Source organism: Desulfosporosinus sp. SYSU MS00001 (assembly GCF_049943955.1).
Lineage (GTDB): Bacteria > Bacillota > Desulfitobacteriia > Desulfitobacteriales > Desulfitobacteriaceae > Desulfosporosinus.
Genome location: NZ_JBNFTW010000013.1, coordinates 120,533 through 133,981, shown reverse-complemented (window position 1 = coordinate 133,981; position 13,449 = coordinate 120,533). Strand labels below are relative to the sequence as shown.

The window sequence follows — 13,449 nt, the reverse complement described above, 5'->3', positions numbered from 1 at the left end:
ACAACCATGAACGTATTCAGCTTAAAACAAAACTGACACCGCTTGAAAAGCGATGCCAGATTGCGTAAATCCATGAAATTCTACGATAGACTTTTTTAATACTGTCCGTTAGACAGGGTTCAGTTCAAACTTCCAAGTCTTTTTTGAACAAAGCGCTATTATGAGACAAAACTTTTTCTTCTGCCGCCAAAAGTAAAGGAGTGAATCAGAAATGCTTTCGTTTATTGCTTTCGGAATTGTCGTTGTGGTTGCTGTTGCTCTCCTCTTGGCCTACAATTTACGTGCTTTTAATCGAACTGAAACGATACAGGAAACTCCTCCTAAAGAAACCGATTCCTTAAGCGAAGTTATAAAGGACAAGGAAATGGAACCTTCGCCACAAAATCGGGAAGAACCTGTTCCTAATCTTAAAGAGAAAAGTCTATCACAGATGTCTGATCAACAATATAGAAATGCGTTACGTCAAAACCTCGGTGAGAAAAAAGAGGCAGTTACCCCTTCAGAAAAGCGCAGAGACGAGGAATATCGTTCTGCTTTACGCTCAATGCGGTCTCCAAAAAGGTAACGATTATCATGAATTAATTCTAAGTCACAATTTGTCCGTCTCCATAGACTATATACTTGATGGTCGTTAATTCTTTAAGACCCATAGGCCCGCGAGCATGCAATTTTTGTGTGCTGATCCCAATCTCTGCTCCAAAGCCAAAGCGTCCACCATCTGTAAACCGTGTTGAAGCATTAACATAAGCTGCAGCAGCATCAACCTCTTTCAAGAAACGCTGAGCCTTAGAATAATTCTCAGTTATAATTGTTTCTGAATGCTTAGTGCTGTATTGATAGATATGGTCGAGAGCTGCATCTAAATTTGGTACAACTTTTACACTGAGAATAAGGTCTAAATGTTCTAAAATCCAATCGTCTTCTTCCGCGGGAAGAGCGAAGGGCAAAATCTCACAGCTTCGTGGGCACCCCTTGATTACAACCTGATGTTTCTTCAATTCTTCACCTATTCTTGGCAAAAAATCTTCGGCGATTGGTTCATCTACCAAAAGAGTCTCTAACGCATTACATACTCCGGGGTTTTGCGTTTTACCATTAATAATAATGGCGATCGCCTTTTCATAATCCGCATCTCGATCAACAAAAGCATGACACATTCCTGTTCCTGTCTCTATGACCGGGACAGTAGCATTTTGAACGACAGTCTGAATTAATCCGGCTCCCCCTCTTGGTATAATAACATCTACAAAGTTATTCATCCGCATAAGCTGCTGAACCCATTCTCGATTTGTTTCAGTTATTAACTGAATACATCCTTTGGGCAAACCGCTCTCTTCAGCTGCTTGGGCAATAACCTTCGCCAGAACTTTATTACTTTCTAGGGCCTCAGATCCTCCTCTTAGAATCACAGAATTACCGGACTTTAGACATAAGGCAGCCGCATCAACGGTTACATTAGGCCTTGCCTCATAGATCATAGCCACAACCCCTAAAGGGACGCGTGTCTGTTGAATTCTTAAACCATTAGGTCTAGTCCAAACCTCCCCTTCTCCAACTGGGTCCCGCAAAGAAATAACTTCCTTTAAAGCATTACTAATATTAGAAATCCCTTCCGAAGTCAGTCTCAGCCGATTTATGAGACTTTTTTTAATACCCTTGTTCTCAGCTGCTTGAACATCAATTGTATTAGCCTGAAGTATTTCTTGCTCATTCTCCAGCAGTGCCTCGGCCATGGCGAGCAATGCTCTATTTTTAGACTCCGTACTCGCATACGCCAACTTACGGGCAGCTTGTTTTGCCCTTTTCCCAATCTCCAAAAGTTCCTGTTGAATCACACTAAATCCCTCCCAGTCATAGTTTTACACAGAGTCCATCATCAGCGTCATGTTATCTCGGTGAACAACTTCTTCCCCAGAAGAATCGGTGATAAGTTCCTGCATTTTTTCAGAGTGTAACCCTTTAATAAGTTCTACTTCGTCACTGCTCAATTCTATAACTCCTCTGGCCACCTCATCACCAACAAGATTCAAAATACGCACAATTTCTTTTCGTTCCCATGTTCCTTCGGTAGATTTGATCCCTTTAGCCAACAAGCTTTTTCCTTCTTCTACCAAGGCCTTTACAGCTCCGTCATCTATTTTAATACTTCCCTCCGACAGTCCTGCATAGGCAATCCAGCGTTTGCGCCCTGCCAGACGATGCTTTACAGGGTGAAAATAAGTTCCTTTAGCTCCCTGCTCTTCGTTCAGTTCCACTAACTCCCCAATCCGCGTAAAATTGAGTAAAAGCATCCCAATACCAAAACGTGTAGCAATCTTGGCTGCTCTTAATTTTGTCAGCATACCACCGGTTCCCAGGATACTTCCTGCCCCTCCAGCCATCATCTCAACAGCCGAAATATCGTCAACTTCTTCTATTAGTTGAGCTGAACTGTCCTTTTTGGGATTCGCTGTATACAGCCCATCTACATCTGTGAGAATGACTAACAAATCTGCATGAACTAATCCGGCGACCAGGGCTGAGAGGCTGTCATTGTCTCCAAAGCAAAGTTCTTCTATGGCTACTGTATCGTTTTCATTAATAATAGGAACTACTTGCAGCCGTAATAGTTTCTCCAAAGTGTTTTGCGCATTATGATAGCGTGATGCTTCTGCAAGATCGATCCGGGATAATAAAATTTGAGCGCCGACTAAACCGTGTCGTTCTAAATTTTGAGCGTACCTTTCAATAAGAACGCCCTGTCCAACTGCTGCAACCGCTTGTTTACCGGCTAAATCACGTGGTCGTGTATGGAGTCTTAATTGTCCCATTCCCGCTGCTACGGCTCCGGAAGTTACTAAAATACATTCTATTCCTGACTGCTTTAAAGCGGCAATTACATCGACAACTTCAGCGATGGCTTCCTCGTCTAAACCTCCCTGGGAATGATTCAAACTGCTGCTTCCAATTTTTAAAACAATTCGACGAGCCGAAAATATGGTCACACCGAATACTCTCCTTCCATCTCTTCCGAGCGCAGAGCACAAGCTTTCGTAGCTTTCACTACCGTTTCAGCCAATTTTTCTTCCATAAAGATATTAATCGCTGCATAGGTGGTTCCGTTAGGAGAGGTGACCTCCTTTCGCAGTCTGCCCGGAGACTTCTCACTCTCAGCAATCATTTTTCCTGCCCCGATTGAAGTTTCAAGTACTAACATTTCTGCTTCTTCTTCACTTAATCCCAATTGAACTCCGGCCGAAATTAAGCTTTCGATAAACAGATAAAAGTACGCAGGTCCACTTCCGCTAATTGCTGTAAGAGCATTCATTTTTTCCTCGGGAATCCATAAGATTTTCCCTACGGCAGAAAAGATTTGTTCGCTCATCTCTGCTTGTTCCGCAGTAACATCTTCACCGCGTACTAATCCCGTCATAGAATGAAGCACCGTTGTTGACGTATTCGGCATTGCCCGTATAACAGCAACTCCCGGCAAAAACTTATTAAATAATCTAAGAGGTACACCCGCCGCGACACTTATGATGAGTTTACCGCCAAGATCAAAGGTTTTAAGTTGTTCAAGGACGTCTTTAACATTTTTGGGTTTTACCGCAATGATTAAGACACGGGAGTTCTCCACAAGTTCATTCAAGTTGGAAATAAGGAGATTATAACTAGCAGCCAGCTGTTGTAACCTCTCAGTATTTGAATGGTTCGTCACCCTAATTTGTATTGATTTGTCTACTTTCGTCAAACCGCTAATCATAGCCTCGGCTATATTACCTGCGCCAATGAAACCAACGGTTAGTTTCATAATTAACATCCTTTCTAAACCGTATTACTAATGATTTTAGAAAAATCCTCCGCAACAGATCTTTGTTCTTATTCTGTCTATCCAAAAGTTTTTTATTAACTGGAATCCTTGATAAACACCTACTGGAACTGGAACTATAATCCAAATACAAAAAGGCTTCTTCCATCCTTAATTTAAGGACGAAAGAAACCTTCCGCGGTACCACCTTTATTGCAAAGCCAGCTCAATGTTATCAGTTTAATCCAATATACAATCCCTCTAACGGTGGAAACCGTCTGATTCATCATCAGAGTCTCACGACTGGGTTTCTGACAACGCAGACGGAAAAACTCTCAGCGCTTGTTTTCCTCTCTGAACTCCACGTTGATCATACTGGGTCGATCCTTGACTTCGTTCAATATGCAATTTAACTATACTGTAGCGTATATAGTTATAATATGCAAGTCTGATGATCTTGGAAATCATAAGAAATAAGTAATTTCCCTAGCAGTAAAAGATGGTTAGACACATAGACTTGTTATTTTTTCCCTAGAGCAGCTACAACTGCATCACCCATCTCGCGAGTCCCCAGGACTTTATCCCCAGGTTTCGCAAGATCCGTTGTGCGGTACCCCTCCTCTAACACTCTTTCCACGGCACGCTCAATCAACTTTGCTTTCTCTTCCAAATCAAAGGAATAGCGCAGCATCAACGCTCCTGAAAGAATCGTAGCTAGAGGATTGGCAATATTTTTACCGGCGATATCGGGAGCCGAACCATGAGCCGGTTCATAAAGCCCTTTCTTCCCGTTTAAGCTTGCCGAAGAAATCATACCAATAGAGCCCATAAGCATAGAGGCTAAATCCGTTAGAATATCACCAAACATATTCTCTGTCACAATGACATCAAACTGCGTTGGGTAACGGACAAGCTGCATGGCAGCATTATCAACGTACATATGGGTTAACTCAACTTCAGGATACTTTTGGGCAACGTCCAGGGTGATCTCCCGCCAAAAACGAGAAGATTCCAAAACATTGGCCTTATCCACTGAACAGAGCTTGCCGCGACGCTGACGAGCCATTTGGAAACCAAGTTCAACGATCCGGCGAATTTCCTCTTCCGAATAAATCAAGGTGTCAAAAGCACTGGCAGGATTCTTAGTTCTGCCTTTCTCTCCGAAATATAACCCGCCCGTTAATTCGCGCAAAACCACGAGGTCAACATTTTGTACGACTTCAGGGCGAAGAGTTGATGATTCAACTAACATGGGCAGCATTTTAACAGGACGAATATTAGCAAACAGAGTCAGTGCCTTGCGAATTGCAAGAAGACCGCCTAACTCTGGGCGCTGCGGGGCAGGCAGGGTATCCCACTTTGGTCCGCCTACTGATCCTAAAAGAACTGCATCTGCGGCTAGCGCTGCCTCGAGAGTGGCATCCGGAAGAGCCTTTCCTACTTCATCAATGGCCGCTCCGCCAATTAAATGATTTTCAAACTCTAGCTTAACTGAACTGTCTTTTAAGACAGCTTTTAACACCTTAATAGCTTCCGGGGTAATTTCTTGACCAATACCATCTCCCGGAAGAACAACGACTTTAGGCATTCTGTTCCCTCCCTCGAACATATGGAATCAGTCCGCCCGCACGAATCAACTCCTGCATAATTGGAGGAAACGATCTGGCCTGAAACTCCATACCTGTTGTTTTATTCACTGATGATTTTACCTGTTGCTTCTATTCGTGTTTTTTCAGCCAGCTCATCATACCTCTTAATTGTTCTCCAACCTTCTCGATGAGATGATTTTCTTCACGTCGAGCCATAGCGTTAAAGGCCGGACGGTTAGCTTGATTTTCTAGCAACCAATTTTTAGCAAAAGTTCCGTCTTGGATTTCAGTCAATACCTTTTTCATTTCTTTGCGGGTCTCATCAGTAACAATTCGTTTTCCTACGGTCATATCGCCATATTGGGCCGTATCGGATACTGAATAGCGCATCCAGCTCAGACCGCCTTCATACATCAAGTCGACAATCAGTTTTAATTCATGCATACATTCAAAGTAAGCAATTTCCGGTTGGTAGCCGGCTGCCACCAAAGTCTCAAATCCGGCTTTAACTAGCTCTGAAGTACCGCCGCAAAGAACAGCTTGTTCTCCGAATAAATCCGTTTCGGTTTCTTCGCCGAAGGTCGTTTCTAATACTCCGGCTTTAGTGGACCCGATTCCTTTAGCGTAAGCTAAGGCCAACTCTTTGGCTTTACCTGTAGCATTTTGATGAACTGCAATCAATGATGGTACCCCAGCACCTTCAGTATAGGTTCTGCGAACCAAATGTCCCGGACTTTTTGGCGCAACCATGAACACATCAACATCACTGGGAGGAACAATTTGTCCAAAGTGAATATTAAAGCCATGGGAAAAAACAAGAGCTTTGCCTGAGGTTAAATGTTGTTTAATTTCATTTTCATAAACTTTACTTTGGGTTTCATCAGGAAGCAAGATTTGTATGACATCGGCACGAGCGGCTGCTTCGGAAACCGTCATAACTTCAAAGCCGGCTTCTTCAGCCCGTTTCCAGCGTGCACTGCCGGGGCGAAGTCCAATTAAGACCTTAAGACCTGAATCTTTAAGGTTTTGAGCTTGAGCATGTCCTTGACTGCCATAACCCATAACCGCAATAACTTTTCCTTTGAGTAATTCGAGATTTGCATCAACTTCATAATACATTTTTGCCATTTTAAAATCTTCCTCTCTAATCCTAAACTATTATATTAAAATAAGCAGTAAACAACATCTATTATACACCTCATGCCTCGGAACGCATAATAGCAATTTTGCCAGTTCGCACTAATTCTAGTAAACCATAGGGCCGAATCGCATGGACGAAGGCATCGATTTTATCAATGTCCCCGGTCAATTCAACGGTGATATTGCTTCTGCCCATATCAACAACCCGTCCGCGGAAAACATCCAAGGTTTGGAAGACTTCAGAACGCGTTTCTGAATTAATTGGAATCCTCACCAAGGCCAGTTCTCTATCCACAACACTCTTCTCAGTTAAATCTACAACTGAGTGGACCACAACGAGTTTACTTAACTGGTTTCTAACTTGTTCGATAACTTGATCATCACCGGCTACCACTATCGTCATCCTTGATACTTCCGGATCCTCAGTCTGACAAACGGTCAGGCTCTCAATATTGTAAGCCCTGCGGGCAAAAAGTCCCGCAACTTTAATCAAAACGCCAGGGTGATTTTCCACAAGAACTGCAAGTGTATGCAACATACTCATTACCTCACAATCATTTCAGTGATAACTTTTCCTGGAGGGACTAACGGTAAAACATTTTCCTCAGGGGAAATCTTGAAATCCAGCAATATCGGGCCAGAAGAATTAACTGCTTCCTCAATGGCACCACGAACCTGATCTACAGAATCAACGTGAATTCCACGAATTCCATAGGCCTCAGCCACTTTGACAAAATCCGGATTTCCTTCAAGTTGAATATGGTTGTACCGTCCATCATAAAACATCTTTTGCATTTGACGAACCATTCCAAGAACACCGTTATTAAGCAAGATAATTTTAATTGGCAGTTTGTTTTGAGCGACGGTTCCCAGCTCCTGAATAGACATTTGCAGTGAACCATCTCCGGTTATTAAAAATACGTTATCTTGAGGACGAGCCAATTGAGCCCCCACTGCAGCCGGCAGTCCGTAGCCCATAACCCCAAGGCCGCAGCTTGTTGCATAATTGCGCATACGTGCTATCGGATAAAACTGAGCCACCCACATTTGATGTTGTCCCACGTCAGTAGCTATAACAGCCTCTCCGCCTGCCAGTTCACCAAGTGTCTTTATAACTAATTGAGGAGTTAAGGAGTCTAAATCACAGCCTAAGGGATTATCTTTCTGCCAGTTCCGAATTTGTCCCCACCATTCGGAAAGCTCAGGAAGTGAATGTCCCTGCAGAACCTCCAGGAGTTCTTCAAGAATTTTACGAGCGTCTCCGACAATTCGCATGTGTGTCTTTACGACTTTACTAATTTCCACTGGATCAATATCCATATGAATAACTCTTGCTTTTGTCGCAAATCGATGGCCTAAACCGCTTGTTACCCGATCATCGAAGCGAACTCCTACAGCGATCAGCAGGTCACAATCATCCACTGTATAGTTAGCAGTCACTGTACCATGCATGCCGACCATTCCTAAAAGATTAGGATGACCGTAAGGAAGGCTGCCGATCCCCATTAACGTGGTGACAACGGGTAAATTCGCCCGTTCAGCAAATTGACGCAGGACTCCTTCGGCGTTTGCTGTCACAACTCCCCCGCCAGCATAAAGAACAGGCTTTCGCGCTTCGGAAAGTGCTTGAGCTACCTCTTCGATTTTACTGTTATTGCCCCGGCCAAAGACTTTATACCCTTTAAGCTTCATATCACTGGGAAAAGGTTCAACATTTTCCTGGGCTAAAACATCCTTTGGCAGATCAATTACAACAGGACCCGGTCTTCCGGTTCGAGCAAGAAAGAAGGCTTCTTTAACTACTCTGGGAAGGTCGCGAGGATCTTTAACGATATAAGAATGCTTTGTTATCGGCATTGTAATGCCAATAATATCGACTTCCTGAAAGGAATCCGATCCAAGGGAACTTGTTGGCACTTGACCTGTTAAAACCACAAGGGGAATAGAATCAGAATAGGCATTGGTTATACCGGTTACCAGATTTGTAGCCCCGGGGCCTGACGTCGCCAGGCATACGCCTACTTTACCGCTGACTCGTGCGTACCCGTCAGCAGCAAAAACGACTCCTTGCTCATGGCGTCCTAAGACATGGCGAATGGGAGTATCCAGCATAGCGTCATATAGAGGAAGCAATACTCCGCCAGGATAGCCAAAAATAATGTCCACACCTTCCTCTTGTAAGGCGTTTAATAATAGTTTTGCTCCACTTAATCCCTTCTTTTCTTCACTCATATTTCATTTCCCTCCTCTATTATCTGGCCGTTGCGCTCTGCGCTTTATAAATTTCAGGACCGTTGACAAGAGTTAAAGCCCTAAAGGCAGCGAGAAGTTTTCGGAAAACTTCTCCAGGAACTCCATTGTCAATGTCCCTGCCATCGACATTAACTACGGGGATAAGTTCAGCCGCTGTACCCGTTAAAAAGCACTCACTGGCAGTATAGAGATCGTGACGGGTAAATAATTCTTCAGACGTCCTAATCCCCAATTCACGAGCAAGCTCCAGAACCGAATTCCTGGTTATACCTTCCAAAACCCCCGCAGATAAAGGGGGAGTTATCAGTACTCCGTTGCGCACAATAAAAATATTGTCTGAAGTTCCTTCGGCAACGTAGCCATCTTGAGTCAACATGATTGCTTCCACAACTCCCGCTTGATTGGCTTCGATTTTGGCAAGAATATTATTCAAATAGTTGAGAGATTTAATTCTAGGGTTTAAAGAATCAGGATTATTTCTTCGGGTGGCAGCGGTTTTGACTTCCAATCCCCGCTCGTATTTAATCGGCTCAAAGATTTTTATTTGATCTGCTATACAAAAGATAGAGGCTTGGGGACAGTTATTAGGATCGAGTCCCAAATCCCCTTTGCCACGGGAAACAACTAAACGAATATAAGCATCTCTTAACCCATTTCTGCGTAATGTTTCCAAGACAATCTCCTGCATTTCATCCTTCGATATCCCAATCGCTAAATGAATCGACTTCGCCGATTCATAGAGGCGTTTTAAATGCTTATCTAATTTAAAAACCCGGCCATGATAAGCGCGAATTCCTTCAAAAATTCCGTCTCCATATAAAAAACCATGATCAAAAATTGATACTTTTGCCTCTTCTTCAGAAACGAAAGCCCCTTTACAGTAAATTACGAGCCCCATCAGATTAACCCCTTTCTATTAAAAATCCGTAATAATTCAGACAACTCAAAAACCCAAGCCCAGTCCCTAGCAACGTGGAACTTTCCGCTTGGGTTTTTTCTACCCACGGTGTAAATCCGTAATTGGATTCTGTATCGCTTGGACCAGACAGGTTGCCCCCGGAACCCTAGATACACTTCCTCCTCTGTTATAAGACATTTGTATTGCTGACGTTGTGTATATGATACAGAATACATTCCTCAGTGTCAACCCTTTTTCCATGAAATTCATATTAATTCACCAGATGCCTTGTCAAAACTTGATAGTTAGCGGTATAATGTCCACTATTACAATACATTTGTTTTTATCGAGAGGAGCTGCCAAAGATGCCTATTAACATTGGACTTTTAGGTCTTGGAACCGTTGGTAGTGGCGTAGTCAGCATATTACAGCAAAATGCCGAAGACATACAAACGAGAACTCAAAGTGAAATTCAGATAAAAAAGATTCTTGTCCGCAATCCCGAACTTCCCCGAAACATTCAAGGAAAGTTTCTCCTTACAGACCAAGCCAATGATATCCTCCAGGACCCAGAGATTGATATTATTGTTGAAGTTATTGGAGGAATTGAACCCGCTCGTTCTTATATATTAGAAGCGCTGCGCCAAGGGAAACACGTGGTTACGGCGAATAAAGACTTATTGGCTCTCCATGGACAAGAACTCCTGGACGCTGCCAATACGGCTGGTAAAGACCTCTATTTTGAAGCAAGTGTCGCCGGCGGAATCCCTATCATTGCTGCCCTTAAACACGCTCTGGCTGCTAATCGAATCTCGGCTTTAATCGGAATCATTAACGGAACGACCAACTATATCCTGTCTGCTATGGCAGAACAGGGACGGGATTATTTTGAAGTATTGGCTGAAGCTCAAAGCTTAGGTTATGCTGAAGCTAACCCTGCGGCCGATGTCGACGGTTTAGATGCAGCACGAAAGCTGTCCATCCTTGCCTCCATTGCCTTTAATTCACGGGTTACCCTCAAGGACGTTTTTGTGGAAGGCATCTCCAAAATCACACGTGAAGATTTAGCCTATGCGGCGGAACTCGGATGTACCATCAAATTACTAGCTATCGCAAAACATCACGAAGAAGGCATCGAAGTTCGTGTTCATCCGGCAATTTTGCCCATGAACCATCCCCTGGCTTCCGTAAATGGTGTCTATAATGCCATTTATGTTGTAGGGGATGCTGTGGGAGAAACCATGTTTTATGGCCGGGGGGCAGGATCACTGCCCACCGGCAGTGCCGTAGTTTCTGATATCATTCGTGTCATTCGCAACATCCAGTCTAACTCCACGTCGATGATTAACTGCACCTGTTATCGTGATCTCGGAATCAAAGCCTCCTCGGAATTTTTCACTGCCTTTTATATCCGTCTTCTCGTGAAAGATGAACCTCGCGTCCTTGCCACTTTGGCGCTCCTCTTTGCGGAAGCAAACATCAGCTTTGCTTCTATTATCCAAAAACCCCGCGGCGAACAGCAAGCCGAAATCGTACTAGTAACGCACCCCTGCCGCGAAGGCGCGCTTCAAGAAGCTCTGGACTCAGTTCGAGCGTATAGTAAAGTTCTCATGATTCACAACGTAATACGCTTTGAAAAAGGGGAGGAGTCAAACTCATGATCGTAAAAATCCCTGCTACCTCCGCCAATCTTGGACCCGGTTTTGACTGTCTTGGCCTGGCCCTTCAACTATACAACTCAATTAAAATTGATGTGAACCGCCCCTTCCAAATCTCGTTAACAGGAACCTATAAGGAAGGTATATCAACTGACGAGAGCAACCTTGTCTGGCGAACCATGTGCTACCTCTGGGAGCAAATTAATTATCCCATTCCGACGATTGCCCTGACACTGGAAAATCATATTCCTCCGGCCCGCGGTCTCGGCAGCAGCTCTGCCGCCATTGTGGGCGGACTTGTGGCAGCTAATATTTTGGCTGGGACCCCTTTAGCAAAATTAGAACTGCTGCAAATGGCCAATACTCTTGAAGGACATCCTGATAACGTCACACCGGCCTTATATGGAGGAATCACTTTAGCTGTTTCTACAGGTGATGGAGTTCTGCCTAGAGTTTTAGGACAGGGGACAAATCTTAGGGCAGTGGTTCTTATTCCTAACCTGCGCCTAAAAACGGAAAAAGCCAGAGGCATTTTACCTCCCGATGTATCTCGTCAAGAGGCTGTATTTAATATCTCCCATGCAGGATTATTAATTGACGCCTTCATTCGTGAAGATTATCTCCTCTTGAAAGAGGGAATGCGCGACATGCTTCATCAAAATAAACGTTCGGCCCTTATTCCAGGGATGTTTGAAACGCTGAAGGCTGCTGAACAAGCCGGAGCCTATGGAACGGCTCTGAGCGGTTCAGGCCCTACGCTAATTGCCTTAATTCAGGAATCCTCCCAGAAAGCAGTTTGCCAGTCCATGCTGACGACTATGAAGCAATTTGGGGTTGAGTCCCAGGCCATCATACTTGATGTTGATCACTGCGGAGCCGTCTCTTCAGACGAATGAAGAATTTTGTGACACTCCGAATTAAGAAAACCTGACGCTCGAGGATACTGTCTTCGCACTTGTTCGACTCAGACGAAGCGGCAGGTTGGAAATAGAAGAACAAACCCTTATTAGGTAGGAAACTAAAAATCCTACCTTTTATTTTTCTACGACGAAAACAGTGTTTTCGTTCTTAACGAAGTGTAGGTAGGGGAGGTTCACTTTTTATGTCCCCCTTGCGGTCGAGCACAGAAAGAAAAATAATTTAGGATTAGGGTTTAGGAGCTTTAAAACTATCCAGATATTTCACCGCCTGAAGGGCTGCAGTTCCGCCTTCTCCCGCAGCTTTAATTAACTGATAGGGTTGCCCCGTGCAATCGCCGGCTGCAAATAATCCCGGAAAACTAGTTTCCAATTTGTGATTTACCTTAATAGCACCGTCTTCCATTTCCAGACCTGAAATAAGCTGCTCGGCAGGAAGATTTTCTCTGATGATGAATACTCCGTCAACAGTTAATTGTTCCTCCCCAAGGTCAAGCTGTTCTACCCTTTCTTTCCCCACAATCCTCGCAACCTTGCTCTTCTTAACTTCAACCCGGGAATCAAGGGAGGGGGCGTCACTGTAATAAGGAATATAATAGACTTGGGAACAGATGTCGGCCATAAAATTGGCCTCATCCTCACCTTCATGACTATAGGAAATAATCGCTGCCTTCTTGTCTTTATACAAGGGACCGTCACAGGTGGCACAATAGCCAACACCCATACCAAGCAATTCGGCTTCACCAGGAAATAATTTGCTCGCCGAAACTCCCGTCGCCAGAATGAGAGCATCGGCTTCCAGGGATTTCTCCTTGCCAATGACGGTGAAAGGAGGGCCCGGATATATACTTGTAACTTTAAAAGGAATAATAGATATGTCCTTTTCCTTAAGATGATTTAGAAACCGCTGTCTTAAATCCTCGCCGCTAATTTCAGGAAAACCGAGCCAATTGTCAATTTGAGGGGCCTTAGACAACTTTGGACTGCAGAATTCCGAGCCCAACAAAATAAAATCTCGTTTCCTTATTTTGGCGTTAAGAGCTGCCGCCATCCCTGCCGGCCCGCATCCAATAATGGCAAGTTCATAGTGATCTTTGATATTATTAAGATCCTCAGACACGTTTTAAACCTCCTTGAGTCATTTTCTTTATAGCGAAAGTGTTCCCCGAATTTCTCAAATTAACTATCAACTTTTAATATTGCTTCA

General features: G+C 43.9%; 12 protein-coding genes. 3 read left to right on the top strand and 9 right to left on the bottom strand.

Annotation, left to right across the window (positions count from 1 at the left end; genetic code table 11):
• Positions 1 to 211: 211 nt before the first annotated feature.
• Positions 212 to 565: a hypothetical protein gene (locus ACPUYX_RS19225; RefSeq protein WP_426381220.1), complete on the top strand. Its 354-nt coding sequence runs from the start codon at positions 212 to 214 to the stop codon at positions 563 to 565.
• 19 nt (positions 566 to 584) lie between these two features.
• Here ACPUYX_RS19225 and ACPUYX_RS19220 read toward each other — a convergent pair whose 3' ends face one another.
• From ACPUYX_RS19220 to ilvE, 8 genes are all read right to left on the bottom strand, one after another.
• Positions 585 to 1,835 (bottom strand): glutamate-5-semialdehyde dehydrogenase, encoded by a 1,251-nt coding sequence (locus ACPUYX_RS19220; RefSeq protein ID WP_426381219.1) that lies wholly within the window; start codon positions 1,833 to 1,835, stop codon positions 585 to 587.
• A gap of 24 nt (positions 1,836 to 1,859) precedes the next feature.
• Positions 1,860 to 2,978 carry a glutamate 5-kinase gene (gene proB / locus ACPUYX_RS19215; protein ID WP_426381226.1) on the bottom strand — a complete coding sequence of 373 codons (1,119 nt, stop codon included), beginning with the start codon at positions 2,976 to 2,978 and terminating at the stop codon, positions 1,860 to 1,862.
• Positions 2,979 to 2,980: 2 nt separating this feature from the next.
• A complete protein-coding gene (gene proC / locus ACPUYX_RS19210; protein WP_426381218.1) occupies positions 2,981 to 3,790 on the bottom strand; it encodes a pyrroline-5-carboxylate reductase in 810 nt (269 codons plus the stop codon).
• 517 nt (positions 3,791 to 4,307) lie between these two features.
• Positions 4,308 to 5,375, bottom strand: coding sequence for a 3-isopropylmalate dehydrogenase (leuB, locus tag ACPUYX_RS19205; RefSeq protein WP_426381217.1), 1,068 nt, complete (start codon positions 5,373 to 5,375; stop codon positions 4,308 to 4,310).
• A 130-nt stretch (positions 5,376 to 5,505) separates the two neighbouring features.
• Positions 5,506 to 6,504, bottom strand: coding sequence for a ketol-acid reductoisomerase (gene ilvC, locus ACPUYX_RS19200; protein WP_426381216.1), 999 nt, complete (start codon positions 6,502 to 6,504; stop codon positions 5,506 to 5,508).
• Between the two features lie 70 nt (positions 6,505 to 6,574).
• The gene (gene ilvN / locus ACPUYX_RS19195) at positions 6,575 to 7,054 is read right to left on the bottom strand and encodes an acetolactate synthase small subunit (protein WP_426381215.1); all 480 of its coding nucleotides are present in this window, start codon (positions 7,052 to 7,054) and stop codon (positions 6,575 to 6,577) included.
• 5 nt (positions 7,055 to 7,059) lie between these two features.
• Positions 7,060 to 8,748, bottom strand: coding sequence for a biosynthetic-type acetolactate synthase large subunit (ilvB, locus tag ACPUYX_RS19190; protein ID WP_426381214.1), 1,689 nt, complete (start codon positions 8,746 to 8,748; stop codon positions 7,060 to 7,062).
• Between the two features lie 19 nt (positions 8,749 to 8,767).
• Positions 8,768 to 9,667, bottom strand: a complete 900-nt coding sequence (gene ilvE / locus ACPUYX_RS19185) for a branched-chain-amino-acid transaminase (protein ID WP_426381213.1) — start codon at positions 9,665 to 9,667, stop codon at positions 8,768 to 8,770.
• Between the two features lie 365 nt (positions 9,668 to 10,032).
• On the opposite strand from ilvE, the gene ACPUYX_RS19180 reads away from it, so the two are divergent.
• Positions 10,033 to 11,328 (top strand): homoserine dehydrogenase, encoded by a 1,296-nt coding sequence (locus tag ACPUYX_RS19180; RefSeq protein WP_426381212.1) that lies wholly within the window; start codon positions 10,033 to 10,035, stop codon positions 11,326 to 11,328.
• The gene (gene thrB / locus ACPUYX_RS19175) at positions 11,325 to 12,221 is read left to right on the top strand and encodes a homoserine kinase (RefSeq protein WP_426381211.1); all 897 of its coding nucleotides are present in this window, start codon (positions 11,325 to 11,327) and stop codon (positions 12,219 to 12,221) included. The genes ACPUYX_RS19180 and thrB overlap by 4 nt, the downstream gene beginning before the upstream one ends.
• 250 nt (positions 12,222 to 12,471) lie before the next feature.
• On the opposite strand, the gene ACPUYX_RS19170 is transcribed toward thrB, so the two are convergent.
• Complete coding sequence (locus tag ACPUYX_RS19170) at positions 12,472 to 13,362, bottom strand: NAD(P)/FAD-dependent oxidoreductase (protein ID WP_426381210.1); 891 nt, start codon at positions 13,360 to 13,362, stop codon at positions 12,472 to 12,474.
• Between the last annotated feature and the right edge of the window lie 87 nt (positions 13,363 to 13,449).